Genomic DNA, 24,802 nt, shown 5'->3' on the forward strand with positions numbered 1-24,802 from the left:
GATCGACCAATGACCAATCCGCCGGAAAATCCGCTAGCCAATCTGCTGGAGAATATCGCGCACCTTGTCCAGCGCCGGGTCGATGTCCAGCGTCTCGATGGCCCCGAAGCCGATGATCAAGCCCGGACGTACCGGCGTGTCGTGGAAGAACACATCCAAGGGGTACAACCCCACCTCTACCTGGCGCGCCAGCTGTATCAGCAGCGGGATATTCATCGGCACCTTGCACAGCGCCGCCATATGGAACCCGGCCACCGTCGGCACGGCTTCGAACCACGGCGACAAGTCCCCCGCCAGGCGCTGCAGGATGCGCTCGCGGCGCCCGGCGTACACCGTGTGGCAGCGGCGAATATGCTTGAGCAAATAGCCTTCGCTGATGAACTTGGCCAGCGCCCATTGCGCCAGGGTAGAACTGTGCTGGTCGGTCAATTGTTTGGCCTTGAGCACCGCGCCATAGATGGCCGGTGGCAGTACCGCATAGCCCAGGCGCAATTCGGGCAGCAGGGTTTTCGAGAAGGTCCCGACGTAGGTGACCACGCCGCGCGTGTCCATGCTTTGCAGGGAGTCGGTGGGGCGGCCTTCGTAGCGGAATTCGCTGTCGTAGTCGTCTTCGATAATGATCGCCCCCAGCTCGAACGCGCGCGCCAGCAGGGCTTCGCGGCGCGGCATGCTCATGGGCATGCCGAGAGGGAACTGGTGGGATGGTGTCACGTAGATTAGCCGTGTGCCGTCGGGGATGTTATCGACCTGGATGCCGTGCTCGTCGACGGGCACGCTCGCAACGCTGGCGCCCATCGCCACGCACAACTGGCGCGCCGGGCTGTAGCCGGGGTCTTCCATGGCCACGATGCTGCCCGGTTCCAGCACCACGCGGGCGATGAGATCGAGGGCCTGCTGCGCGCCGTTGGTGACGACGATGTCACTGTCGCGGCATTTGACCCCACGGGAGAACGCGATATGCCCGGCGATGGCATTGCGCAGTGCCGGCAGGCCTTCTGGCTGGCTGTAGAAACCACTGTTCTGCGCGATGCGCCGCAGGGCGTCCTGGGTACAGCGCCGCCATTCGTCCTGGGGGAATTGGTGGCGGCTGGTGGCGCCACCGATAAATTCGTAGCGCAGGGTGCTGTCGCGCGTGGGGTGGCGCATCGGCGATGGCAGCGCCTGCCAGGTCGCCAGGTTGGCGGCACACGCCAGGTCGGTGGCGGTTTGCAGGCGTTCGGTCTGCGGTGTACGTGCGTTGACGAAGGTGCCACGGCCGGTCTTGCCGACCAGCAAGCCTTCGTAGGTCAGGGTGGCATAGGTGTCGGACACGGTCTTGCGCGAGACGCCCAGTTGCTCGGCCAGCAGGCGGCTGGGTGGCAGTTGCGCACCGGCGGCCAGGCGCCCGCAGCCAATCGCTTCGCGCAACTGCTGGTACAGCTGTTCGGCCAGATCCTTACGGCCGTTGATCACAACGTGCAGTTCCATGTTTCATCCCGAGGCATTCGATCTGCGCCAAGACTACTCGCTCGTGGCGCGCGCTCAAAATGGTCTCTGCGTAAACCGGCGGATTGGCTATAGGGCTTATGGCCCGTGGGTTTTAGGCTGGATCATGATTACATCCGCCGCCTGAGAGCCGCCCATGGAACCTCGTCTGGATTACTACACCGCGTCACCACAAGCGCTCAAAGGCATGTTGATGCTGGAGGCGACCACCTTTGGCCTGTCCATCGAAAATCCGTTGCTGGAACTGATCAAGATCCGCGTTTCGCAACTCAACCACTGCGGCTTCTGTACCGACATGCATTCGATGGCGGCACGGCAGCGCGGGGAGTCGGAGCGGCGGTTGTTCGCGCTGTGTGTGTGGCGTGATGCGCCATTTTTTACTGCGCGGGAGAAAGCCGCGTTGGCCTGGAGCGAGTCGGTGGCGGCGCTACCGACTTCAACGGTTTCGGATGAGCTTTTCGCGGCAACGCGTGTGGAATTCAGCGAGCAGGAACTGGTGGACCTGACCATGGCGGTCTCCAGCATCAGTGGCTGGAACCGCCTGGCAGTGAGTTTTCGGCAGCAACCGCCGAATGCTTGATCAGGACAGGAAACCACCGTCCACGTTCAGCGACACACCGGTGGTGTAGGTCGACGCATCACTGGCCAAATACAGCACCGCACCGGCCATCTCGCTCGGGTCCGCCACACGCTTGAGCGGAATCTGCGCCAGGGCCATTTTCAGGATCGCATCGTTTTTCACCAGCGCCGAGGCGAACTTGGTGTCGGTCAGGCCCGGCAGCAGGGCGTTGCAGCGGATGCCGAACGCGGCGCACTCCTTGGCGAACACCTTGGTCATGTTGATCACGGCGGCCTTGGTCACCGAGTAGATGCCCTGGAACACGCCCGGCGAGATGCCATTGATCGACGCCACGTTAATGATGCTGCCGCCACCGTTGTCGCGCATCAGCTTGCCGGCTTCCACCGACATGAAGAAGTAGCCGCGAATGTTCACGTCCACGGTCTTCTGGAAAGCGCCGAGGTCGGTGTCCAGTACGTTGCAGAACTGCGGGTTGGTCGCGGCGTTGTTGACCAGGATATCCAGGCGACCAAACTGTTCACGAATGCTGGCAAATACCTGAGTGATCTGCTCCATTTCGCCGATATGGCAGGCAATCGCAGTGGCCTTGCCGCCGTCGGCGATGATCGCGTCCGCTACATGCTGGCAGCCTTCGAGCTTGCGGCTGGAAACGATCACATGGGCGCCTTGCTGGGCCAGCAACTTGGCGATGGCCTCACCGATGCCACGGCTGGCGCCGGAGACAAAAGCGATCTTGCCGTCGAGGTCGAACAGGTTGGTCTTGGACATGGGGATTCCTTGTTGTATGCAATCAGAGCGCGGATTTGCCGATGACATTCAGGCTCATCTGCTCCAGCAGCTTGTTCATGTGGATGAACTGCGCAAAGCGTTTGTCCTGGGTCTGGCCGTGGAAAAAGCGGTAGTAGATCTGCTGCACGATGCCGGCCAGGCGGAACAGGCCGTAGGTGTAGTAGAAGTCGAAATTATCGACCTGGATGCCGGAGCGTTCGGCGTAGTAATCGACGAACTCGCGGCGCGTGAGCATGCCAGGGGCGTTGCTCGGTTGGCGGCGCATCAGTTGCACCGGCGCCGGGTCAGCCGCTTCGATCCAGTAGGCGAGGGTGTTGCCCAGGTCCATCAGCGGGTCGCCGAGGGTGGTGAGTTCCCAGTCCAGCACGCCGATGATCTGCATCGGGTTGTGCGGGTCGAGGATCACGTTGTCGAAGCGGTAGTCGTTGTGCACGATGCTCGACGTCGGGTGGTCGGCGGGCATTTTGTCGTTGAGCCACGCGCGCACTTTTTCCCAGCGGGGTGCGTCCGGGGTCAGGGCTTTTTCATAGCGGTCGCTCCAGCCACGGATCTGGCGCGCCACGTAGCCTTCGGGCTTGCCCAGGTCGGCCAGGCCGCAGGCGGCGTAATCCACCTGGTGTAGCTCAACGAATTTGTCGATAAAGCTTTTGCACAAGGCTTCGGTCTTGGTGGCGTCCAGGCCCAGTTCGGGCGGCAGGTCGGAGCGCAGGATGATGCCGTTGACGCGCTCCATCACATAGAACTCGGCGCCGATCACCGATTCATCGGTGCAGTGCACGTAGGCCTTGGGGCAATACGGGAAGCCGTCTTTGAGCTGGTTGAGAATGCGGAATTCGCGGCCCATGTCATGGGCGGATTTGGCTTTGTGGCCAAAGGGCGGGCGGCGCAGTACGAATTCCTGCTCGGGGTATTCCAGCAGGTAAGTCAGGTTGGACGCGCCGCCGGGGAATTGGCTGATTGTCACAGGGCCGCTCAAACCCGGAATATGGGCCTTGAGGTAGGGATCGATCAGGCTGGCATCAAGTTCTTCGCCTGGGCGAATCTGGGTCGATTGGTCGTTAAGCGCCATGCTTATCCCTTCTGCTTATTCTAAAGGCCTCGGACTATTTCCTAATCTAATGCGCACAACCGCCCAGCGACAAGGTCGGGGCGGCTTAATAGGTTAGCGTGTTGGATGATGATCAGCGTGCCTGATCGGTCATTTTTCGGGCGGGGGCAAGGCGACCGGCGTGAGCACCGGCCGGCCGGCGAAGTACTCCACCAGGTTATCGGCCACCCGTTGCACGGTGTCATGGGCGGCTTCCGGCGACAGGCCGGCCACGTGCGAGGTGAGCACGGTGTTGCTCAGACGCTTGAGGGCATCGGGCACCGCTGGCTCATCGTCGAACACATCCAGCGCCGCGCCGCCGATACGGCGCTGCTCAAGGGCGGCGACCAGGTCGGCGGTTACCACTACGCTGCCACGGCCGATGTTCACCAGGTAACCGTTCGGGCCGAGGGCGTCGAGGGTGTGGCGATCGATCAAGTGACGGGTGCTGGCGCCACCGGGTGTGGCCAGGATCAGGAAGTCGGAGGTGCGCGCCAGTTCAACCGCGGTTGAGCAGTAGGTGTAGTCCACGTCATCGCGCGGCTGGCGGTTGTGGTAACTCACTTGCATGCCGAAGCCCAGGGCGGCGCGCTTGGCGATCTCCAGGCCCACGGCGCCCATCCCGAGAATGCCCAGTTGCTTGCCGCCCAGGGAAGGGCGCATCACCTTGGGCCATTCGCTGCGTCGCACCGCCGCGTCCGTCTGGGGGATGCCGCGGACCAGCGAGAGCAGCAGCGCCATGGCGTGGTCGGCCACTGACGGGGCGTTCACCCCCGCGCCGTTGGTCACCACGATCCCGCGATTGCTCGCCGCCTGCAGGTCGACATGCTCGTAGCCGGCGCCGATCACGCAGATGATTTCCAGCAACGGCAGGGCGGCGATTTCCTCGGCATACAACCCTAGCGGGCCACGGGTCAGCACGGCCTTGATCTGCCCGCCATGGGCCTTGATGGCCTGGGCGCGTTCGTCGGGCGTCGGCGCCAGGATCACATGAAAGTCATTGCTCTCGATGATTTGCAGGTATTCGTTGATGGTTTCAACCAGGACCAGAACGGTGATGGGCATGTGGCTGCTCTTCCTGAGGGATTGATGCCCGGATTATGCGGTATTTCGTATAGCCCAAGCGTCTCGATGTGTTCGAGACGCTGTGCAGCTTGAATTACTGGGCTGTTGCAGCCTGGCGCGCCTTGGTTTGCTCGGCTTTTGCTATGGGCATGAAGTCGTAGGTTGGGAAAAATTCCGTCTGGTAAACACCCCAGGCGGTGTTTTCAATCGCGAGGTTAACTTCTGCGAGGCGTGAGGCTGGCAGGCGCAGGACGATGACCTGCCCGATGCCCATGGTGATATTCCAGCTGACGACTTCCACTCCGGCAGGAGGAAACACTTTATGGAATTCCTGCTTGGCCAGTTGTGCCTTCAACTCACCCAAGGGGCGAGACTGATCGTGTTTGAGGAACACGGTTAACATGACTGCGTTTTCGGGTGTGGCGGCGGTATTTTTCGTGATAGAGGTTGCGTTTGTCTGAGCGATAACTGTGCCTGGTAACAGGGTCGCCGCCAGCAGTGCAGGTATCAACAGTAACTTGAGTGGGTTGCGTAGATTCATCTCGAAGTGCCTTGGTTGTTATTGATTATTTTAGGGAGGCTTGGTAGTTGCACGAATTTATGTTGTTTCACTGGTCCGACATTACAGTTTTCATGGGCCCCTTATACGGTGCGTGCACAACATAAATTCGAACAGGTGGGTTAGTGGTCACCATGTCGCGAGGCACTTCTCTAGAGTAGGTGAATTCGCTGTTGTCCAACTTTTCCAATCTTCTGACAATGGTTCTATTAGGGCCTATGTCGGGTACCAGAATGTGAGTCTTTTTGTCGCCGGTGACCAGGAAATAACCCCCGCCGCCATTTGCATGTTTTGAAAGTCCGGTATCGTTGTAAAAGAATTCATAGCGATTGCGCTTTGGGTCCCACATCGATAGGCCCACCACGCCGGGGTAGTTTGCTTTGACGTCTGTGTCCGGTTCACCCTCGATATAGACCTTGGTGGTCAGCCACTGTGGAGAAGAGGCCAGTGCCTCAACGTCGGGCTCGGTCTTCACTTGTTTCGCGAAACTGTCGGAGGCGTTTAATACGCCCGCAAGAAGCAGGCCGGTAAAAACAATAGTGACTCTTCGCATTGTCGAACTCCTGGGATTTTAAGTAAGAGAGTCGTGTTTTTTTGCAATCGGTACGCAGGGGATATTAGGTTGGGAGTGAGCGGTCGCTCAATGGCTATGTATGTTTTTGTAATACTTTGGCGGGGTTGTAGTGAAAATATAATTTAGATACAGATGGTGTCCGGTTTTATTGTCGGAGCCTTCTGAATGTTTAGTTATATCGAGCAGCGCCGAGGCATTCATCCGATAGGCTGCTGCCTTTAGCCGCACGTGCCGGGGGCAGAGCGACGACCATCATGGCGTAGTGCGCCATGGCTGCCTGGCGATCACCTTTGGGTGTGCCCGCACTCAAGAGCAGCAGTGATGCCTCAAGGCCTTGTATGAAAGTCTGTTGCAATGGGCTGTCGCTGGCCTCGTGACCTAAAGCTCCCGCAGGCCCCGAAAACCGTCGCTTACGGCCATCCCTGTGCGCCTGTGCCGCATAACCGTTCCTCAGCTAAGTCTTTGCTTATTCAAGAGAATCCCGGACAATCGCGCCCCTGTTACCGTCGGGGCGCTGCCTGTCAGGTTTTTCTGACTCGTTCCGGCTGTGAAAATGCGGAGATCCGACCGGATGAATGATCAGGCCAATAGCGTCGACGAACGCTATGCAACGACACCTGCAACCCTCTCAAGCTGGAGCCGCCAGGACACTACCTGGATGCTCGGCCTGTTCGGCACCGCCATTGGCGCCGGTACCTTGTTCTTGCCGATCAACGCGGGCCTGGGCGGCTTCTGGCCACTGGTGATCCTCGCGCTGCTGGCCTTCCCGATGACGTTCTTTGCCCACCGTGGCCTGACCCGTTTCGTACTGTCCGGCCGCGAAGGCTCCGACATCACCGACGTGGTCGAAGAGCACTTCGGTATCAAGGCTGGCGCCTTGATCACCTTGTTGTACTTCTTCGCGATCTTCCCGATCCTGCTGATCTACAGCGTGGCGCTGACCAACACCGTCGGCAGCTTCATGGAGCACCAGCTGCATATCATGCCGCCACCACGGGCGCTCCTGTCGCTGGTGTTGATTCTCGGCCTGTTGGCGGTGGTGCGTTGCGGCGAGCAAGTGATCGTCAAGGCCATGAGCCTGATGGTGTATCCGTTTATCGTCGCCTTGCTGTTCCTCGCGGTGTACCTGATCCCGCACTGGAACGGCGGCATCCTCAGCACCGTCAGCGTAGTCCCGACACCCTCGGCCTTGCTGAGCACCCTGTGGCTGGCGATTCCGGTGATGGTGTTCTCGTTCAATCATTCGCCGATCATCTCGGCCTTTGCGGTGGACCAGAGGCGTCAGTACGGCGCACACGCCGATGAGCGCAGCTCGCAGATCCTGTCCCGCGCGCATCTGTTGATGGTGGTGATGGTGCTGTTCTTCGTGTTCAGCTGCGTGCTGACCCTATCGCCGGCCCAGCTGGCCGAAGCGAAAGCGCAGAACCTGTCGATCCTGTCCTACCTGGCCAACCACTTCGACAACCCGACCATCGCCTTCGCAGCGCCGTTGATTGCGTTCGTGGCGATTGCCAAGTCGTTCCTCGGCCACTACATAGGCGCCAGTGAAGGCCTCAAGGGCCTGGTGCTCAAGACGGGCCGCCGCCCGGCCGCCAAGAACCTGGACCGCATGACCGCAGCCTTCATGCTGGTGGTGTGCTGGATCGTTGCCACGCTCAACCCAAGCATCCTCCGTATGATCGAGACTCTGGGAGGGCCGATCATTGCATCGATCCTGTTCCTGATGCCGATGTACGCGATCCGCAAGGTGCCGGCCATGGCCAAGTACCGTGGGCAGGCGTCCAACGTGTTCGTCACGGCGGTTGGCCTGGTGGCGATTACGGCGTTGATTTACTCGCTGTTGTCCTGACGCCGGGTTGCATCGACCAAGGCCGATTCGCGCACACCGCGAATCGGCTTTTTTTTGCGTGCGCGAAACGTGACGCGGCTCAACCGCCGCAAGGCAATGGGCGCTAAGCTGACGCACGTTATTTGCCAGCATGGGTTGGGCCGATTGAAAACTGAAACCGATACGCCCGTTGCTGCGCCGCCCAATCGTACCCAGGACCTGCTCGCCGGGTTATCCATTGCCGGTCTGCTGCTGCCGGAGGCCGTTGCCTATTCGAGCATTGCCGCGCTCCCGCCCCAGGCCGGGGTGATTGCCTTGTTTGCCGGGCTGGTGTGCTACGGCCTGTTTGGCACCAGCCGCTTTGCGATTGTCTCGGCCACGTCGTCTTCGGCGGCTGTATTGGCGGCGGCAACAGCCAGCCTGGCGGGGGATGACCCGGCGCTGCGGCTGCCCCTGGCGTTCGGGCTGGTGTTGATCACCGGAGTGTTCTTCCTGTTGGCGGGCGTGTTCAAACTCGGCGGCGTCACCTCGTTTATCGCCAAGCCAGTATTGCGCGGATTTGCCTTCGGCCTGGCGCTGACCATTATCCTCAAGCAATTGGCCAGTGTGGTGGGTGTGCACCTGACCGATAGCAACCTGATCCGCTTTTTGCCGCAGCTGCTGGAGCAACTGCCACACTGGAACTGGCCGGCTGCCGTGGTGGCCGGGACCGCATTGCTAGTGTTGTGGCTATGCGCACGCATCCCGCGCCTGCCTGGTGGGCTGGTGGTCGTGGTACTCGGCATTGCTGCCGGCCAGTTCCTGGACCTGCAGGCCCAAGGTGTGGCGCTGATCGGTTTGATCGATCTGCGTCTGGAGCTCGGCCACTTCCCGGTGTTGCCCTTCGCCGACTGGCTGCGCCTGGGGGAATTGGCGTTTGCGCTGGTGATGATCCTGTACGCGGAGTCCTACGGCTCCATCAGTTCGTTCGCCCTCAAACATGGCGACCGGGTCTCCTCCAACCGGGATTTGCTCGCGCTCGGCGCAGCCAACCTGGTATCCGGGCTGTTTCATGGGATGCCGGCAGGGGCCGGGTATTCGGCGACGTCGGCCAACGAGGCGGCCGGCGCTTATTCGCGATTCGCGGGGATCGTCGCGGCGCTGGTGATACTGGTGATTGTGTTGACGGTGCTGCCCTATGTCGCACTCACGCCGGAGCCGGTGCTGGCGGCGGTGGTCATCTATGCGCTGGGGCGGGGTTTGAGCCTGCAGCCGCTGGGGCGTTACTTCCAGTGGCGGCGTGACCGTTTACTGGTGGTGTGTGCGGTGGCAGCTGTACTGGTGCTCGGTGTACTGGATGGCTTGCTGCTGGCGGTCGGGATCAGCGTGGTATTGATGCTGCGCCAGATGTCGTCAGCGGACATCCAGGTGCTTGGGCGCCTGGGTGACAGCCATGACTTCGTGGACCGTCAACACCATGCCGATGCGCAGGCCGTTCCGGGCGTATTGATCGTACGCCCCAGCGAAGCGCTGTTTTTCGCGAATGCCGAGCGCATCCTGGGGGAGGCCCTGCGACTTATGCGCCAGTCACCTGTGCAGGCGGTGGTGCTGAGCATGGAAGAGTCCCCCGACCTCGATGGCACCAGCATCGAAGCACTGGCAGCCTTTTTTGCCCAAGTGCAAGGGGAGGGCAAACAACTGGTGCTGGCCCGGGTGCGACACGAGGCCCATGTGGTCTTGCAGACACTGCCCGAGGCGCAGGCACCGCAGGTGTTGCTCAGCGGCTTGAGTGTCGACGGCGCAGTGCAACTGGCGTTGCAGGCCAATACCCAGGCATAAAAAAACGCCGCGCATCTTGCGATACGCGGCGTTTTCTACATCAACACACCCTTAGGCTTGAAGCACCGGGATGTTGGCGTTTGCAGCGCTTTCACGGAACTCGGCGATCTGGTCAAAACTCAGGTAGCGATACACATCGCTGGCCATGGTGTTGATCTGTGCCGCGTACTGCATGTACTCCTCGACGGTCGGCAGGCGACCCAGGATCGAAGCTACCGACGCCAGCTCGGCCGAAGCCAGGTAGACGTTGGCACCATCGCCCAGACGGTTCGGGAAGTTACGGGTCGACGTCGACACAACGGTCGAGTTCGGCTCTACACGTGCCTGGTTACCCATGCACAGCGAGCAGCCCGGCATTTCCATGCGCGCGCCAGCTTTGCCGTAGATGCCGTAGTAGCCTTCTTCGGTCAGTTGGTGAGCGTCCATCTTGGTCGGCGGCGACAGCCACAGACGGGTTGGCAGCTGACCCTTGACTTGATCCAGCAACTTACCGGCAGCGCGGAAGTGACCGATGTTGGTCATGCACGAACCGATGAACACTTCGTCGATCTTCTCGCCAGCAACGCTGGACAGCAGACGGGCGTCGTCCGGGTCGTTTGGCGCGCAGAGCACAGGCTCTTTGATCTCGGCCAGGTCGATCTCGATGATTTCGGCGTATTCCGCGTCGGCATCGGCCACCATCAGCTCCGGGTTCGCGACCCAGGCTTCCATCGCTTGGGCGCGACGTTCCAGGGTACGAGCATCGCCGTAGCCTTCGCCGATCATCCAGCGCAGCAGGGTGATGTTGGAGTTCAGGTACTCGGTGATGGACTCTTTCGACAGCTTGATGGTGCAACCGGCAGCCGAACGTTCAGCCGAGGCGTCGGACAGCTCGAAGGCTTGTTCGATGCTCAGGTTGTCCAGGCCTTCGATTTCCAGGATGCGGCCGGAGAAGGCGTTCTTCTTGCCTTTCTTCTCTACGGTCAGCAGGCCAGCCTGGATCGCGTAGTAAGGAATGGCGTGAACCAGGTCACGCAGGGTGATGCCCGGTTGCATTTCGCCTTTGAAGCGCACCAGGATCGATTCCGGCATGTCCAGTGGCATAACGCCAGTGGCTGCGGCGAACGCTACCAGGCCAGAACCGGCCGGGAACGAGATGCCCATCGGGAAACGGGTGTGGGAGTCGCCACCGGTGCCGACAGTGTCCGGCAGCAGCATGCGGTTCAGCCAGCTGTGGATGATGCCGTCGCCCGGACGCAGCGAAACGCCGCCACGGGTCATGATGAAGTCAGGCAGGGTGTGGTGGGTGGTCACGTCGATCGGCTTTGGATAGGCCGCGGTGTGGCAGAAGGACTGCATCACCAGATCGGTCGAGAAGCCCAGGCACGCCAGGTCTTTCAGTTCGTCACGGGTCATCGGACCGGTGGTGTCCTGGGAACCCACGGTGGTCATCTTCGGCTCGCAGTACGTACCTGGGCGAACGCCCTCTACGCCGCAGGCCTTGCCGACCATTTTCTGGGCCAGGGTGTAGCCCTTGTCGCTTTCAGCCGGAGCTTCCGGCAGCTTGAACAGGGTCGAAGCAGGCAGGCCCAGCTCTGCGCGCGCCTTCTCGGTCAGGCCGCGGCCAATGATCAGCGGGATACGGCCGCCGGCACGGACTTCGTCCAACAGCACCGGGGTCTTCATTTCGAAGGTGGTCAGGACTTCATCGGTGCCGTGTTTGCAGACTTTGCCAGCATGAGGGTACAGGTCGATCACGTCGCCCATGTTCATGTTGGTCACGTCGAATTCGATCGGCAGTGCGCCAGCATCTTCCATGGTGTTGTAGAAGATCGGAGCGATCTTGCTGCCGAAGCAGAAGCCGCCAGCGCGCTTGTTCGGCACGTTAGGCACGTCGTCGCCGAAGAACCACAGGACCGAGTTGGTAGCGGATTTACGCGACGAACCGGTACCGACCACGTCACCGACGTAGGCGATCGGGAAGCCTTGGCCGCGCATCTCTTCGATCTGTTTCATCGGGCCGGTCTTGCCTTGCTCGTCCGGTACGATGCCTTCGCGTGCCATTTTCAGCATGGCCAGGGCGTGCAGCGGGATGTCAGGGCGGGACCAGGCGTCCGGTGCAGGGGACAGGTCGTCGGTGTTGGTTTCGCCGGTGACCTTGAACACGCGCAGGCTGATCTTGTCGGCCAGGGTAGGGCGGTTCTTGAACCACTCGCCGTCAGCCCAGGACTGGATCACGGCCTTGGCGTGCTCGTTGCCGTTCTTGGCTTTTTCGGCCACGTCGTGGAACGCGTCGAACATCAGCAGGGTGTGCTTGAGTTGGGCGGCCGCGACAGGCGCCAGTGCGGCGTCGTCCAGCAGCTCGACCAAAGTCACGATGTTGTAGCCGCCTTGCATGGTGCCAAGCAGTTCAACAGCGCGTTTCTTGTCGATCAGGGGAGAAGTGGCTTCGCCCTTGGCCAGGGCAGACAGGAAACCAGCCTTGACGTAGGCAGCTTCGTCAACGCCTGGTGGAATGCGGTTGGTGATCAGGTCAACGAGGAATTCTTCTTCGCCAGCCGGAGGATTTTTCAGCAGCTCGACCAGGCCTGCGGTTTGTTCGGCGTTAAGCGGCTGGGGAACAATACCCAGGGCTGCACGCTCTTCGATATGTTTGCGGTAGGCTTCAAGCACAGTTATTACCCTCATCAGTGGTCCCACGGGACGCTCATCCAGAAATGAACGGCACGCATGCGCTCGGGGGCTTTTTGGGCCGCAAAGCCAGCGCTGCCGGCATTCCTCACAGAAGCTGTTTTCAAAGTTTTACGCCTGCAGAACGATGCTGATGAGGGTTAGCGCAGGTTCTGACCTACCGGGTCAAACCCGCGCAAACACCGTTCTGAAGGAACGACTGTGCTCGTGACGCTTTGAAAACAGCTTCCAGCGGATTATTGGCGCCTTACAAGGCCGGGTGATTCTACGGCAAAAAAATTCTAAAGGTAAGTTGCCTAACCAAGTTTGCTGGGTGATCAACCTTAGACAAAGGGCTAACATGGCGCACTGTTTCGCTGATTTGCGTGTTGTTGCCCATGTCCAACCAAACCATCAAAACCCCCTGCGTCGGCCTTTGCTCCACGGTTTACGGCGATCTCGTGTGCCGTGGCTGCAAGCGCTTCCACCACGAAGTAATCCTGTGGAATGGCTACAACGAAGAAGAAAAGCGTGCGGTATGGCTCAGGCTTGAGCAACTGTTGGTGCAGGTCATGGCCGGCAAACTGGAGGTTTTCGACCCCAAGACCCTGCGCGGGCAACTGGAGCAACGCAAGATTCGCTTCGTGCCGCACCAGTCCGAGTACTGCTGGGCCTACCAGTTGATCGCCCGTGGCGCGCGGGTGATCTCCAATCTGGAGGCCTATGGCATGGTGCTGATGCCGGAATTTCGCGACTGGGCGCTGCCGGAACTGCGCGATGCCATCGACCGCGAGTTTTTCATCCTGTCCGAGGCGCATTACCAGCGTTATATCGCGCCCGGTTTCCTGAAGGATGCGCTGTAGGAGCCCGGCTTGCCGGCGATGGGGGCCTTGAACGTAGCGCAATCACACAGGCCGCCATCGCCGGCAAGCCAGGCTCCTGCAGGGTGGGTGTCAGGGCTTGGTGGCCAGTTCTTGCAGGTGATCCATCAATTCCTGCGGCTTGAGCACCAGCACATCACTGTCCACCGCATCCAACACCACTTCCGCGGTATTGCCGATCAAGGCACCGGAAATACCGGTGCGCGCCACGGTGCCGATAATTGTGACCGCCGCTTGCCATTTATGCGCCGCATGGGGGATCAGCACATCCGCCGGGCCTTCTTCGATATGCAGGTGCGTGTCGTCGATATCAAATTCGGCCTGGAATGCCTTGCACTGCTCGCGATAGCGCGCCTCGATGGTTTCCTTGAGTTGAAACACCGGGTCGGCTGACGACAGCATGGGGGATGGGTGCGCACTGATAACGTGCAGTTGCGCCTTGGCCAGGCTGGCGATGTCGAAACCATGGTCGATGATCGAGTTGTGCAGCGCGCGGTGCTCGCTATCGGTATTGCCCACATCAATGGCCGCCAGGATTACCCCGCCAGCCCACGGCTTGGCCGTCTTGACCAGCAACACCGGGGTCGGGCAGTAGCGCATCAGTTTCCAGTCCGCCGGCGTCAGCAGGGCTTTTTTCAGCGGGCTGTCGGGGTAGTGCTGCTTGATCACCAAACCACAGCCCTCGGCCTGCTGCACCGCGATGATGGTTTCATGCAGGCTGTCATTCCACGCCTGCTCGGTGGTGACACTGTAGCCATCTTCCTGCAAACCCGACTTGAGCAGGCTCAGCATCGCCGAATGCTCATGCTTCTTGTCGCAGACCAGCAAATGCAAGTGCGCGCCAGTGACGCCAGCAATTAGCTTGGCGCGCTTGAGGGACAGGCTTTCCGAATGTTCGGGCTCAATGACCACCAGGATGCTGCGAATGGCTTGCATGATCGGGATCTCCAGAAAGGGCGGGCGTGGAACAACTATAGTTGCTGCCCGCCAGACGTCATGTTGATGCACATCAAGGCCGGTGGCTGGTGGTCTGCGGCGCGGTCGGTATAATCGGCGCCCTTTTGTGATCCTTTGCCCGTGAGCCCGATGAACCTGCCCGAAATCCACGAATTCCTCGGCTGCCGCACCCCCGACGCCTGGGTCCAGGCCGCACTGGCCGATCAGGACACTCTGCTGATCGACCACAAGAACTGCGAATTCAAAGCCGCCAGCACCGCCCTGAGCCTGATCGCCAAGTACCACGCCCACGTTGACCTGATCAGCATGATGTCGCGCCTGGCCCGGGAAGAGCTGGTGCACCACGAACAAGTCATGCGCCTGATCAAAAAGCGCAAGGTCGAGCTGCGCCAGCTGCACGCCGGGCGCTATGCGTCGGGTTTGCGCAAGGTGGTGCGCAGCCATGAGCCGGTCAAGCTGGTGGATACACTGGTGGTCGGTGCTTTTATCGAAGCACGCAGTTGTGAACGTTTCGAAGCGCTGGTGCCGCATTTGGACGAAGAACTCGGCAAGTTCTACTTTGGCCTGCTCAAAAGCGAGGCGCGGCACTTCCAGGGTTACTTGAAGCTGGCGTACCAGTACGGTGACGCCAAGGACATCGCCCAGGTGATCGAGCGGGTGAGGGCGGCCGAGCAGGAACTGATCGAATCACCCGACATCGAGTTCCGCTTTCACAGTGGCGTGCCAGCCTGAGGCGACAGCCACGCCGATCAGCGCGGTGATCCCGGCCAACAGCAGGATCACCGTTTGCGTGCCCAACGGCGCGGCAAGCACGGCAATTAACAGGCCCGCCAACGGCTGCGCCAGGTTATTGAGCAACGTGATCACGCCCACCGTCTTGCCGAAATCCTTTACAGGAATCACGCGCTGACGGGTGCTGCGCAGGTACACGTTGAACATCTTGTCGAAACCGGTGACCAGCAGGAAGCCTATGGTGTAGGCCCACAGGCCAGGGCTGATTGCCATGATCAGCGCCCCCAGCGCAATCATCGAATATGACAGCCCGCCCATGACCCTCAGCGGCAGCGTCGCACGCGCCAGATAGAACAGAATCACGATGGTGACCCCTGCACCGGCGGCCTGCAGCACGGCATAGGCATCCTTGCCGGCGGCGAATTGCCCGGTGACCAGCGCCGCTGACGTGGCCAGCGTCACGCCGATGATCAGGTTTACACCGACCGCCAGGGTGATGATTCGCTTCAGTTCCACCAGATTGCCGATATGCCTGAATGCGATACGCAACGGTTGCAGCCAAATATCCCGATGCTGCTCATGACGCTCCAGATTCGCGCTGGTGTTGCGCTGCCAGATCAGCATCGCCAGGTCCGCCAGCACAAACAGCCCGGCAACCCCCAGCACCACCCAATGCCACGGCCAGACCTCCAGCATCAACGCGGCTACCAGCGGGCCCAGCACCAGGCCGCTCTGGTCGGCGATCTGCGAATAGGACAACGTCTTGGCATAGGTGTACTGCTTGAACACATGCGGCATCACCACTTCGCGCGCCATGATGCCCTGGGTGGTCAGCACCCCGCACAGCGCCGAGAGGATGACGATCCAGTAAATCCCGTCGAACATCCCGTAGAACGCCACCGCCGCGACACAAGCGAACGCCCGGTAAACCTGGCTGATATGCAGGATGCGCACCGGCGAAAATTTGTCGCACAATGCGCCGCACACCGGAAACGCCAGGTAGCGCGGCAACGACTCGGCAAAAAAAGCCAGGCCCGCCCAGGCCACGCTGTTGGTGGTCTGGAACACGATCAGCGGCACGATGAACAGCAGAATCTGGTCGGCCAGCCGTGACAGGAACAGTGAAACGAAGAACGCCAGGTAATCCTTGCGCATACAACTCCCTGTGAATGACGTTAAAAATTGCAGGCTATTTGTTAAAAACTCTTAAAAGCATGAAGCTTCGTCGGCCGGTACTGGCCAACCGCTTCTGCCGGGCAGCTTGCCACCTATAATGCCCGCACTTCAATCCGCGCCGCACACACTGAGAACTTATGGAAAACCTGGGTCTGGGCAAGGTCCTGCTCGTTGAGGACGATGAGAAGCTGGCTGGGCTGATTGCGCACTTTCTGGCACAGCATGGTTTTGAGGTGCGGGTGGTGCACCGGGGCGATGAAGCCTTGGCGGCCTTCCTGGACTTCAAGCCCAAGATCGTCGTGCTCGACCTGATGCTGCCGGGCCAGAGCGGGCTGTATGTGTGCCGCGAGATTCGCACTGTGTCCGACACGCCCATCGTGATCCTCACGGCCAAGGAAGACGACCTTGACCATATCCTGGGCCTTGAGTCTGGCGCCGACGACTACGTGATCAAACCCATCAAGCCGCCGGTGCTGCTGGCACGCCTGCGCGCGTTGCAACGTCGCCAGGCGCCGGAGCCGACCGTGCGCGGCGCCATCGAGTTCGGCCGGCTGTCGATTGACCGCAGTTGCCGGGTGGTCAGCCTGGGCGGCGAGAAGATCGACCTCACCACCATGGAATTCGAGCTGCTGTGGTTGCTTGCCAGCAGTGCGGGGAAAATCCTCTCTCGCGACGATATTCTCAACCGTATGCGCGGTATCGCGTTCGATGGGCTGAACCGCAGTGTCGACGTGTACATCAGCAAACTGCGCGGCAAACTCAATGACAACCCCCGTGAGCCGATGTGCATCAAGACCATTTGGGGCAAGGGTTACCTGTTCAATCCGTTCGGATGGGAGGTCTAGATGCTGCGGCTCTTTGCACGGCTGTACATCATCCTGGCGCTCGGCCTGGCGGGGGCGATCTGGCTGGTGAGCTACACCTTCGACGAGTTGCTGCCCGAAGCCAATGAAACCTACAACCGCGAAGCCTTGCGCGGTCCAGCCTATGGCTTGGTGGAGCAACTGCGGCCGTTGTTGGGCGATGCGCGTGAGGCGCGGCTGGCCCAGTTGCAACCGCATTACGGCTTGCGCCTGGAACTGGTGCAGCGCGATGGCTTGGCATTGAGCCCGCGTGAGCAGCAATTGCTCGCCGACGGCCAGTTGGTGGTGCGCGGGGACTTCATGGAGTTCCTCACCAACATCGACGGCGGCCCGCAACTGCTGGAAATCAAGCTGCCCGAAGAGCCGAAGTGGCTGTACCTGTGGGCCTACAGCCTGCTCGGCCTGAGCCTGGCCATCGTCCTGTATTTTTGGGTACGCCCGCATTGGCGCGACCTCGAACATATCCGCCTTGCGGCGCAGCGCTTTGGCGACAACGACCTGGGCTCGCGCATCCTGCTGACCCGGCGCTCCACCGTGCGCGAACTGGCCGGGCACTTCAACCAGATGGCCGAACGCATCGAAAGCCTGATCGCTAACCAGCGTGAGCTGACCAACGCCGTCTCTCACGAATTGCGCACGCCGATTGCGCGCTTGTCGTTCGAGCTCGATCAGCTCAAGCAACAGTCCGATCCCCGCCAGAGCCGCGAGTTGATCGCCGATATGTACGCCGACCTCGGTGAGCTGGAAGAAATGGTCTCCGAACTGCTGACCTACGCCAGCCTGGAGCGCGGCGCGACCCAGGTTACTCGGGAAAATATCGAGGCCCACAGCTGGCTCGACAGCGTGATCGGCAGTGTGGCCCTGGAGGCCGAGGCCGAAGGCGTGCAACTGTCCCTGCGCACCTGTGAAGTGGACGTTATCCAGATCGAGCCGCGTTTTATGGCGCGGGCGGTGATCAACCTGCTGCGCAACGCCATCCGCTACGCCGACCGCCGCGTGGAGGTCTCGCTGGTCAAGTTCGGCAGCGGTTATGAAGTGCGCGTCTGCGATGACGGGCCGGGAGTGCCCGAGGAAGGCCGGGCGAAGATTTTCCAGCCGTTCATGCGCCTGGACGCCAGCCGCGACCGTCGCACTGGCGGCTTCGGCCTGGGCCTGGCGCTGGTGCAGCGGGTGTGCCAATGGCATGGCGGGCAGGTGCAAGTGTTGGATTCGGAGTGGGGCGGGGCGTCGTTCAGGATGACGTGGGCTTACGAGGTGTAGGAGCCGGCTTGCCGGCTCCTACATGGGATTGGGGTTATCAGATCAGAAAGTGTATTCCAATACGCCCACCACCGACGTCTGCAGTCGTCGCTCCACAATCGGGCTCTTGCCTGCTTCATCGGCCAGGTACTGCACGTCCAGCAGGGTCGAGAACTGGGCGTGTTCACTGATCGGCACACTCCACATCAGGTTCAGGCCATTGCTGATATTGCCTGCACCGGCGTTGTATTCCTTGAAGCGACTTTGCGCGGCCTGGCCGGTGGTCACGCCGTACCAGGTCTGCAGGTAGTCACGATCACCAAAGTGGCTGCTGAGGCTGGCATCCACCGAGCCGTAGCGGCCTTCGTACAGGTTGGTGCCGACGCTCAGTTCCAAGTGGGTAAACGCCTTGCCGCTGTCCTTGCGGTCATCTTCCTCGAGGGCATGTTCCAGGGTCGCGCCGACAATCACGCCGCCGAGGTTATAGCGGGCACTTACGCCCAGTTGCGCACGTGACTTGATCTCGCCCATGCCCTTGAGCCGTTTCGAGCCGGCGTGCAGGCTTTCGTTTTTGTCTTTGCGTGAAGTGCTTGCGCCGACGTACGCGCTGAAGCTCAGGGCATTACCTTCGTAAGCCCAGCCGAGGCCCTTGTTTGTGTCGAGGAAAATCCCCCAGGGACTGACAATGGCACCGCCGAACACGGGCGCTGTCATGCGCTCGTCACTGCCACTGTAGCGGGGCGCGTTGGCCACGCCGGCTTTCAAGCTGTATTCCCAATCCTGGGCCAGCACACTGTCGGCACCGGCCAACATGCACAGTGAGGTCACGGACAGACAAAAGTTTTTTGGACTCATCAGGGTTTTCATCCGGGGTCAGAAACTCAAGGGTTTGTGGGGGGACTGCGTGCGTTTGAAGGAGTAGCCCGAGGCGCTGAGGCCGTTGATCTGGCGGCTGACGGTGTGGCCCAGGCCATAGCCGATACCGGCGAGTACGGCGTGGGCGTTGTCCACGGGCAGCAGGATGTAGTCGGTCAGCGGTTCGTCGTACAGTTGGCCGCGGATCACCAGGAAGCCTTCTTCCAGGCGCACGCTGATCCCACTCAACGGCGCGTCCGGCTCATGGGTGTTGAGTACTTGATAGGTGCCTATGGTGTCGGCCCAGGCCAGGGGCAGCGGCGGTGGGTCGATGCGCTCGCCCACGGCAATGCGCTGGCCGTGGCTGCGCGCGGTGAGCATCTGTCGGCCTTGCACGGTGACCACGTCCAGTTGCACGCGGCCCAGTTCGCCGAGGTCCTTGAGCCAGAACCCCAGGACCTTTTTCTGCGCGCGCAGCCAGCCGTCGTCATCGCGCAGCAACTCGAAATCGTAGCCAGCGAGTTCACCGGACAAACGCTGGTCGCCATCCTTGATGCGGAATACGCCCCAGGCCGTGGCATAAAAACCGGCCAGGCGCTTGCGGTCGACGGCGGCCGGTACCTGGCGCAGCTTGAGGCCATGGCTCGGTGCCTGGCAGTCGTCGGCGCACACCGCATGACCGGTTTGCGCCTGGAGCATCAGGCGCAGCGCATCGGTGGACAGCGACACCACCATGTCTTCAGCGTTGCTGTCGTTGGCCATGATGATCACCGCCAGTTGCTGGTCCGGCAGTACGGTCACTTGCGCGGCAAAGTCGTCGCCACCGCCGCTGTGTTGATACGTGCGCACACCGGGGCCGACCGGTTCATCGCCGCAGGGCGCCAGAAACCATCCCAGGCCCATCTGGCAATCGAAATCCAGGGCGTTGCCGGTGTTTTGCTGGGTGAACATTTGCTCGATGGAGGCGTTGCCCAGCACGCGGCTGTCCTTGTAGAGGCCTCGGGCGAAGAGCATCTGTACGTAGTGGCTGAGGTCCTTGGGGCTGGTCCACAATCCGGCAGCGGCGAGGTCGCGCACCTGGGCGTCGGGGCTGAGAGTGCCGTCCTCATAGCCCAGAGCGCGGAAGCCCGCCTGTGCGCCGGTGCCGATAAAGCTCGACTGGTTCATCTGCAGCGGTTTCAGCAGGCCGTTTTGCAGCTGGGTTTCGAAGTCCTTGCCGGTGCTGCGTTCGACAGCGGCACCGACCAGGGCATAGCCGAGGTTCGAGTAGGCCACCTGGGAGCCCGGCGGGCTGCTCAGCCACACGCCAGACACGCGCATCGGCATCTGGCTCATGGCGAAGCTGTTGCGCAGGTCGCGCAGGTGCTCGCTGGGCAAGCCGGACTGATGGCTGAGCAAGCGCCGCAAGGTGATCGCACGGTCAGCGTCGGCCTGGTCGCTGTGAAAGCGCGAGCGCACGTAGAACTCGCGCAGGGTTTGCTGGATCGGCGCGTCAAGGCCCAGCCGTTGCTGTTCCACCAATTGCAGCGCCGCTGTGGCCGTGAAGAGTTTGGAGATGGCACCGGCGCGAAACGCCGTATTCGGCGTCACCGGCAGGCCCTTGGCTTTGTCGGCGATGCCGAAGCCGCGCGCCCAGATCAGCTCCTGGCCGTTGACCAGGGCAATGGACAGGCCGGCTACGTTTTCCCGAGCCATCTCCGGGGGAATGCGGGTTTGCAGGTAGCGAATGATCGCGCTGTAGTCACCCTTTTGAATCGGCGGCGGGGCAGGCGGCTGTCCATGGCAACCGATACTGCCCAGCAGGCAACTCAGCAGCGGAATCCCGCGCAATGTGCGAAACATGAAGAGCACCCGGATGGCTGTTTGGATGCTCGAATGCTAGGGAAGGGCAGTCCAACAATCTTTGCGAGCTTTGTCGGGAAACTGTCAAAGACTGTTAACGCCGCAGGCTCTTATCGAGTCACCCCCAGCCGTTCATGCCATTGCGCGATGGACTCCTCGGGGTACTCATCGAACTGCAGGTCGCCCTTGCGCACGCTGACTTCGACCCAAGGCGCTTTAGAACCGAGCATCAGGTGAGTATGTTCCGGCGGCACCGGCAACGGCGTGTCAATGGCGCAAGCGAACGGATGGATCAGTTCTGGCCACTCCGGGCTGAACAGCCAGAGCGCGGTGCCGCATTGCGAGCAGAAATGCCGCTCGGCGGTGCCGGCGTGGGCGCGGCTGGCGCCCGCCGGTTTGAGCCGGGCGTGGTAGATGGAAATCAGCTTGCGCCCGTGCACCTTCAAACTCTGGGTGTCACCGGCGAGGTTGATCGCATACCCGCCGCCGCCCTGGGTCTTGCGGCAGATCGAGCAGTAGCACCGCTGGTACGGATAGGGATGATGGCTGGTCAGGCTGAATGTGACGGCGCCGCAGTGGCAGGATCCTTCGAGCTGCATGGGGAGTCTCCTCTGGCAAGGTGACTTCCAAGCTTAGGCGCTTTGCGGCATCAAGCCAGCTCCTGCGGTTCGTGGGTTTTTCAGTGGTCGATTGCGCTCAAGATCGCATGGGCCACCTTCACCCGTTCGGCGTTCGGGTAGTTCTTGTTCGCCAGGATCACCACGCCGATGTCCTTGCTCGGTACATACGCCACGTACGCGCCAAATCCGCCGGTCGAGCCGGTTTTGTTGAACAGCACGTTCTTCGGTTGCGTCTGCGCGGGCTTCAGCCAGTTGACCTTGTGCGGCTCCATCGCCATGGGGGTGGAGTTGCCGTCAATCAGCGCTTGCAGCTTGATGGGGTAGGGGTAGAACTCCCAGCCAAGACCCTGGGTCATGCCGTTCACGGTGTAGTAGCCGGTGTGCGTGGTTGCAATCGCTTGTTGCAGCGGCTTCTCTAGGGTTTCAGGGTGCATGTTCACCATCACGTAGCGCGCCAGGTCCTGGGTGCTGGTCTTGAGGCCATAGGCTTCGCTGTCCAGTGCGCCAGGGCCTACGCGAACGGGTTTCTGCTGCTTGTCGTAACCTTGGGCGTACAAGCCGGCCTTGTCGGCAGGTACGCTGATATGGGTGTTCTTGAGGCCCAGCTTGGGCAACAAGGTCTTTTCCATGGCAACGTTGAACGGCTGGCCCAGGCTTTGGGCCGTCAGGTAGCCGAAGAGGCCGATACTCGGGTTGGAGTAGCGGCGTTGTTCGCCCGCCGCATACGTGGGTTTCCAGCGCTGGAAGTAGGTGAGCATGGTCTCGGCGCTGTCGGCGGCGCTCGGAAACTGCAGGGGCAGGCCGCCCGGTGTGTAGGTCGCCAGTTGTAACAGGCTGATGCGGTCAAAGGCGCTGCCCTTCAGTGCGGACAGGTGCTGGCTGGCTTTGTCTTGCAGCTTGAGCTTGCCGGTGGCCTGGGCGTAGCCGCCGAGGGTTGCGGTGAAGGTTTTGCTGAGTGAGCCAATTTCAAACAGGGTGTCTTCAGTGACGGGCTGTTGGCTGTCCGTGGACGCCACGCCGTAGTTAAAGTATTGCGCCTGGCCATTTTTCACCACGGCCACCGACAGGCCGGCGATGCCTTGTTGCTGCATCAGCGGTTCGACGCTACTGTCCACGATCTTGCGCAAATCGCTGGCCGCCATGCAGGGGCCTGCGCCGAGCAATAATGCTGAAATGAAGATGTTTCGTACGTTAAAATTAGATTTTTGGTACATGTCTGGCTTCCATGTGAGGGGTGAACTGTCGAAAAATCGCCTGCGCGGGCGCCGCAAATTTAGGCAGATTTTCGCCTTTCGACAAACGATGATATCTCGCACTAGCCATTAGAAAAATTTGGGGTTTAACCATGCTGCGTTCCCATCTGCCCCTCAATGCCCTGCGTGCCTTCGAGGCCTCGGCCCGGCATTTGAGCTTCACTCGGGCGGCCATCGAGTTGTGCGTGACCCAGGCTGCGGTCAGCCATCAGGTGAAAAGCCTGGAGGTGCAACTCAATGTCACCCTGTTCAAGCGCCTGCCACGCGGGCTGATGCTGACCCGCGAAGGTGAAACCCTGCTGCCGGTGTTGCGCGAGTCCTTCGACCGCATTGCCCATACCTTGGGACAGTTCGAGGGCGGGCATTACCGTGAGGTGCTCACGGTGGGGGCGGTCGGCACGTTTGCAGTGGGTTGGCTGTTGCCACGCTTGGCGGATTTTCAGCACCGTTATCCGTTTATCGACCTGCGCCTGTCCACCCACAACAACCGCGTCGACGTCGCCGCTGAAGGCCTGGATTACGCGATCCGCTTCGGCGCTGGCGCGTGGCACGGCACCGACGCCTGTGAATTGCTCGAAGCGCCGCTGACCGTGCTGTGCGTCCCTGCGCTCGCCGAGCAGTTGCGCACCCCGGCCGACCTGCTCAAACACACCTTGCTGCGCTCCTACCGCGCCGATGAATGGAGCCTGTGGTTCCAGGCCGCCGGGCTGCCCGCCGACACCCTGCTGCCGCGCAGTATTGTGTTCGACTCTTCGCTGGCGATGATGGAAGCGGCGCTGCAAGGCAGCGGCGTGGCATTGGCACCGGCAATGATGTTCTCGCGGCAGTTGGCGGGCGATGTGATCCGCCAGCCGTTCGACGTGGGTATTACCACTGGCAGTTACTGGCTGACGCGTTTGCAATCGCGCACCGAGACCTCGGCGATGAAGGCGTTCAAAACGTGGTTGCAGGAAGCGTCTGACGTTTAGAGGGCGTTCTCAATTAATTTCCCCGCAGCGCCGGGGAATTAATTGAGAACGCCCCCTAAGCCAGGTACTTGCGAAACCACCCCAACGTGCGCTCCCACGCCAGGTTTGCCGCCGCTTCGTCATAACGCGGCGTCGAATCATTGTGAAAACCGTGGTTGGCGCCTTTGTAGATGTACGCTTCATAGGTTGTGCCGGCGGCTTTCAATGCGGTTTCGTACGCCGGCCAACCCTCATTGATCCGCGTATCCAGTTCGCCGAAGTGCAGCATGATCGGCGCCTTGATGCGCGGCACGTCCTTGGCTTGCGGCTGACGCCCGTAAAACGACACCGCCGCCCCCAGTTCCGGGTAGGCCACTGCCGCCGCATTGGTCACGCCGCCGCCATAACAGAAGCCCGTAATCCCGACTTTGCCGGTGCTGGCGTCGTGGTGCATCAGCCATTCGATGGCGGCGAAGAAGTCGTTCATCAGCTTGGTCGGGTCGACGGTCTGCTGCAGCGCCACGCCTTTTTCATCGTTGCCGGGGTAGCCGCCGACTGACGTCAGGCCATCCGGCGCCAGGGCGATAAAGCCGGCCTTGGCCAAGCGCCGGGCGACGTCTTCGATGTAGGGGTTGAGGCCACGGTTTTCATGTACCACCACCACGGCGGGCAGCTTGCCGCTGACTTTGGCCGGGCGCACCAGGTAACCGCGTACGGTGCCGTTGCCCTTGGGTGAGGGGTAGGTGACGTAGTCGGCGACGATGTCCGGGTCGGTGAACTTCACCTGTTCGGCGAGCGCATAGTTGGGGCTCAGTGCCGCGAGCAGCGCCGAGGCGGTCAGGCCGCCAAAGGTGAACAGCGCGGCGCGGTCGAGAAATTCGCGGCGGTTGATCTTGCCGTGGGCGTAGCCGTCGTAGAGCTCCAGCAGTTCGGGGGCAAAGTCTTTCGCGGTGAGACGAGTCATCGGTTCAGTCCTCGATTAGCGGTGACAGTTAATGTAGAC

General features: G+C 61.1%; 22 protein-coding genes. 8 read left to right on the forward strand and 14 right to left on the reverse strand.

Going from position 1 to position 24,802, the window contains the following annotated elements; genetic code table 11:
- Positions 1-33 precede the first annotated feature (33 nt).
- Positions 34-1,467: a MocR-like pyridoxine biosynthesis transcription factor PdxR gene (gene pdxR / locus ACR52_RS16305; protein ID WP_048726163.1), complete on the reverse strand. Its 1,434-nt coding sequence runs from the start codon at positions 1,465-1,467 to the stop codon at positions 34-36.
- A gap of 154 nt (positions 1,468-1,621) precedes the next feature.
- On the opposite strand from pdxR, the gene ACR52_RS16310 reads away from it, so the two are divergent.
- The gene (locus ACR52_RS16310; RefSeq protein WP_048726167.1) at positions 1,622-2,065 is read left to right on the forward strand and encodes a carboxymuconolactone decarboxylase family protein; all 444 of its coding nucleotides are present in this window, start codon (positions 1,622-1,624) and stop codon (positions 2,063-2,065) included.
- Here ACR52_RS16310 and ACR52_RS16315 read toward each other — a convergent pair whose 3' ends face one another.
- The 5 genes from ACR52_RS16315 to ACR52_RS16335 all read right to left on the reverse strand — a co-directional run bounded on the left by ACR52_RS16315 (position 2,066) and on the right by ACR52_RS16335 (position 6,118).
- Positions 2,066-2,833: an SDR family oxidoreductase gene (locus ACR52_RS16315; protein ID WP_048726169.1), complete on the reverse strand. Its 768-nt coding sequence runs from the start codon at positions 2,831-2,833 to the stop codon at positions 2,066-2,068.
- A 22-nt stretch (positions 2,834-2,855) separates the two neighbouring features.
- Entirely contained in the window at positions 2,856-3,923 is a 1,068-nt protein-coding gene (locus ACR52_RS16320; protein ID WP_048726172.1) for a phosphotransferase family protein, read from the reverse strand.
- A 129-nt stretch (positions 3,924-4,052) separates the two neighbouring features.
- A complete protein-coding gene (locus ACR52_RS16325) occupies positions 4,053-5,006 on the reverse strand; it encodes a 2-hydroxyacid dehydrogenase (protein ID WP_048726175.1) in 954 nt (317 codons plus the stop codon).
- A 94-nt stretch (positions 5,007-5,100) separates the two neighbouring features.
- The gene (locus tag ACR52_RS16330; RefSeq protein WP_048726178.1) at positions 5,101-5,547 is read right to left on the reverse strand and encodes a hypothetical protein; all 447 of its coding nucleotides are present in this window, start codon (positions 5,545-5,547) and stop codon (positions 5,101-5,103) included.
- Between the two features lie 67 nt (positions 5,548-5,614).
- Positions 5,615-6,118 carry a DUF4822 domain-containing protein gene (locus ACR52_RS16335; RefSeq protein WP_048726180.1) on the reverse strand — a complete coding sequence of 168 codons (504 nt, stop codon included), beginning with the start codon at positions 6,116-6,118 and terminating at the stop codon, positions 5,615-5,617.
- Positions 6,119-6,710: 592 nt separating this feature from the next.
- Here ACR52_RS16335 and ACR52_RS16340 point away from each other — a divergent pair.
- Both ACR52_RS16340 and ACR52_RS16345 read left to right on the forward strand, forming a co-directional pair.
- Positions 6,711-7,988 carry a serine/threonine transporter gene (locus ACR52_RS16340; protein ID WP_048726184.1) on the forward strand — a complete coding sequence of 426 codons (1,278 nt, stop codon included), beginning with the start codon at positions 6,711-6,713 and terminating at the stop codon, positions 7,986-7,988.
- Between the two features lie 144 nt (positions 7,989-8,132).
- Positions 8,133-9,785, forward strand: a complete 1,653-nt coding sequence (locus ACR52_RS16345) for a SulP family inorganic anion transporter (protein ID WP_048726632.1) — start codon at positions 8,133-8,135, stop codon at positions 9,783-9,785.
- Between the two features lie 51 nt (positions 9,786-9,836).
- On the opposite strand, the gene acnB is transcribed toward ACR52_RS16345, so the two are convergent.
- Positions 9,837-12,437, reverse strand: coding sequence for a bifunctional aconitate hydratase 2/2-methylisocitrate dehydratase (gene acnB, locus ACR52_RS16350; protein WP_048726186.1), 2,601 nt, complete (start codon positions 12,435-12,437; stop codon positions 9,837-9,839).
- A 395-nt stretch (positions 12,438-12,832) separates the two neighbouring features.
- Here acnB and ACR52_RS16355 point away from each other — a divergent pair, with 395 nt between their 5' ends.
- The gene (locus tag ACR52_RS16355) at positions 12,833-13,297 is read left to right on the forward strand and encodes a DUF1289 domain-containing protein (protein WP_048726189.1); all 465 of its coding nucleotides are present in this window, start codon (positions 12,833-12,835) and stop codon (positions 13,295-13,297) included.
- Between the two features lie 90 nt (positions 13,298-13,387).
- Here ACR52_RS16355 and ACR52_RS16360 read toward each other — a convergent pair whose 3' ends face one another.
- A complete protein-coding gene (locus ACR52_RS16360) occupies positions 13,388-14,251 on the reverse strand; it encodes a universal stress protein (protein ID WP_048726193.1) in 864 nt (287 codons plus the stop codon).
- A gap of 150 nt (positions 14,252-14,401) precedes the next feature.
- Here ACR52_RS16360 and miaE point away from each other — a divergent pair, with 150 nt between their 5' ends.
- Positions 14,402-15,004 carry a tRNA-(ms[2]io[6]A)-hydroxylase gene (gene miaE, locus ACR52_RS16365; protein ID WP_048726196.1) on the forward strand — a complete coding sequence of 201 codons (603 nt, stop codon included), beginning with the start codon at positions 14,402-14,404 and terminating at the stop codon, positions 15,002-15,004.
- Here the strand turns inward: miaE and ACR52_RS16370 are convergent.
- A complete protein-coding gene (locus ACR52_RS16370; RefSeq protein WP_048726199.1) occupies positions 14,960-16,159 on the reverse strand; it encodes an MFS transporter in 1,200 nt (399 codons plus the stop codon). The two genes, miaE and ACR52_RS16370, sit on opposite strands and share 45 nt — an antisense overlap.
- Before the next feature lie 158 nt (positions 16,160-16,317).
- On the opposite strand from ACR52_RS16370, the gene ACR52_RS16375 reads away from it, so the two are divergent.
- Together ACR52_RS16375 and ACR52_RS16380 are read left to right on the forward strand one after the other, a co-directional pair.
- Positions 16,318-17,025 (forward strand): winged helix-turn-helix domain-containing protein, encoded by a 708-nt coding sequence (locus ACR52_RS16375; protein WP_048726203.1) that lies wholly within the window; start codon positions 16,318-16,320, stop codon positions 17,023-17,025.
- Positions 17,026-18,303: an ATP-binding protein gene (locus ACR52_RS16380; RefSeq protein ID WP_048726206.1), complete on the forward strand. Its 1,278-nt coding sequence runs from the start codon at positions 17,026-17,028 to the stop codon at positions 18,301-18,303.
- A gap of 42 nt (positions 18,304-18,345) precedes the next feature.
- Here the strand turns inward: ACR52_RS16380 and ACR52_RS16385 are convergent, their stop codons facing one another.
- The 4 genes from ACR52_RS16385 to ampC form a co-directional block, all read right to left on the reverse strand.
- Entirely contained in the window at positions 18,346-19,137 is a 792-nt protein-coding gene (locus ACR52_RS16385) for a MipA/OmpV family protein (RefSeq protein WP_048726635.1), read from the reverse strand.
- 18 nt (positions 19,138-19,155) lie between these two features.
- Positions 19,156-20,979 carry a serine hydrolase domain-containing protein gene (locus tag ACR52_RS16390; protein ID WP_048726210.1) on the reverse strand — a complete coding sequence of 608 codons (1,824 nt, stop codon included), beginning with the start codon at positions 20,977-20,979 and terminating at the stop codon, positions 19,156-19,158.
- A 110-nt stretch (positions 20,980-21,089) separates the two neighbouring features.
- A complete protein-coding gene (locus tag ACR52_RS16395; RefSeq protein ID WP_048726212.1) occupies positions 21,090-21,578 on the reverse strand; it encodes a GFA family protein in 489 nt (162 codons plus the stop codon).
- A gap of 80 nt (positions 21,579-21,658) precedes the next feature.
- On the reverse strand, positions 21,659-22,813 hold the full coding sequence (gene ampC / locus ACR52_RS16400) for a class C beta-lactamase (protein WP_048726215.1): 1,155 nt from the start codon (positions 22,811-22,813) through the stop codon (positions 21,659-21,661).
- 131 nt (positions 22,814-22,944) lie between these two features.
- Here ampC and ACR52_RS16405 point away from each other — a divergent pair, with 131 nt between their 5' ends.
- Positions 22,945-23,820, forward strand: a complete 876-nt coding sequence (locus ACR52_RS16405; RefSeq protein WP_048726216.1) for a LysR family transcriptional regulator — start codon at positions 22,945-22,947, stop codon at positions 23,818-23,820.
- Between the two features lie 55 nt (positions 23,821-23,875).
- Here ACR52_RS16405 and yghX read toward each other — a convergent pair whose 3' ends face one another.
- The gene (gene yghX / locus ACR52_RS16410; protein WP_048726218.1) at positions 23,876-24,763 is read right to left on the reverse strand and encodes a YghX family hydrolase; all 888 of its coding nucleotides are present in this window, start codon (positions 24,761-24,763) and stop codon (positions 23,876-23,878) included.
- Between the last annotated feature and the right edge of the window lie 39 nt (positions 24,764-24,802).

Origin of the sequence: Pseudomonas fildesensis (assembly GCF_001050345.1) — a bacterium.
In the GTDB taxonomy this organism is placed as follows: domain Bacteria; phylum Pseudomonadota; class Gammaproteobacteria; order Pseudomonadales; family Pseudomonadaceae; genus Aquipseudomonas; species Aquipseudomonas fildesensis.

Bases quoted from the DNA above. Each gene is read 5' to 3' on its own strand.
- yghX (WP_048726218.1), bottom strand. From the start codon at position 24,763: ATGACTCGTCTCACCGCGAAAGACTTTGCCCCCGAACTGCTGGAGCTC.
- miaE (WP_048726196.1), top strand. From the start codon at position 14,402: ATGAACCTGCCCGAAATCCACGAATTCCTCGGCTGCCGCACCCCCGAC.
- pdxR (WP_048726163.1), bottom strand. From the start codon at position 1,467: ATGGAACTGCACGTTGTGATCAACGGCCGTAAGGATCTGGCCGAACAG.
- ACR52_RS16355 (WP_048726189.1), top strand. From the start codon at position 12,833: ATGTCCAACCAAACCATCAAAACCCCCTGCGTCGGCCTTTGCTCCACG.
- ACR52_RS16330 (WP_048726178.1), bottom strand. From the start codon at position 5,547: ATGAATCTACGCAACCCACTCAAGTTACTGTTGATACCTGCACTGCTG.
- ACR52_RS16370 (WP_048726199.1), bottom strand. From the start codon at position 16,159: ATGCGCAAGGATTACCTGGCGTTCTTCGTTTCACTGTTCCTGTCACGG.
- ACR52_RS16360 (WP_048726193.1), bottom strand. From the start codon at position 14,251: ATGCAAGCCATTCGCAGCATCCTGGTGGTCATTGAGCCCGAACATTCG.
- ACR52_RS16315 (WP_048726169.1), bottom strand. From the start codon at position 2,833: ATGTCCAAGACCAACCTGTTCGACCTCGACGGCAAGATCGCTTTTGTC.
- ACR52_RS16310 (WP_048726167.1), top strand. From the start codon at position 1,622: ATGGAACCTCGTCTGGATTACTACACCGCGTCACCACAAGCGCTCAAA.
- ACR52_RS16380 (WP_048726206.1), top strand. From the start codon at position 17,026: ATGCTGCGGCTCTTTGCACGGCTGTACATCATCCTGGCGCTCGGCCTG.
- ampC (WP_048726215.1), bottom strand. From the start codon at position 22,813: ATGTACCAAAAATCTAATTTTAACGTACGAAACATCTTCATTTCAGCA.
- ACR52_RS16325 (WP_048726175.1), bottom strand. From the start codon at position 5,006: ATGCCCATCACCGTTCTGGTCCTGGTTGAAACCATCAACGAATACCTG.
- ACR52_RS16385 (WP_048726635.1), bottom strand. From the start codon at position 19,137: ATGAGTCCAAAAAACTTTTGTCTGTCCGTGACCTCACTGTGCATGTTG.
- ACR52_RS16390 (WP_048726210.1), bottom strand. From the start codon at position 20,979: ATGTTTCGCACATTGCGCGGGATTCCGCTGCTGAGTTGCCTGCTGGGC.
- ACR52_RS16335 (WP_048726180.1), bottom strand. From the start codon at position 6,118: ATGCGAAGAGTCACTATTGTTTTTACCGGCCTGCTTCTTGCGGGCGTA.
- ACR52_RS16340 (WP_048726184.1), top strand. From the start codon at position 6,711: ATGAATGATCAGGCCAATAGCGTCGACGAACGCTATGCAACGACACCT.
- ACR52_RS16395 (WP_048726212.1), bottom strand. From the start codon at position 21,578: ATGCAGCTCGAAGGATCCTGCCACTGCGGCGCCGTCACATTCAGCCTG.
- ACR52_RS16320 (WP_048726172.1), bottom strand. From the start codon at position 3,923: ATGGCGCTTAACGACCAATCGACCCAGATTCGCCCAGGCGAAGAACTT.
- ACR52_RS16405 (WP_048726216.1), top strand. From the start codon at position 22,945: ATGCTGCGTTCCCATCTGCCCCTCAATGCCCTGCGTGCCTTCGAGGCC.
- ACR52_RS16375 (WP_048726203.1), top strand. From the start codon at position 16,318: ATGGAAAACCTGGGTCTGGGCAAGGTCCTGCTCGTTGAGGACGATGAG.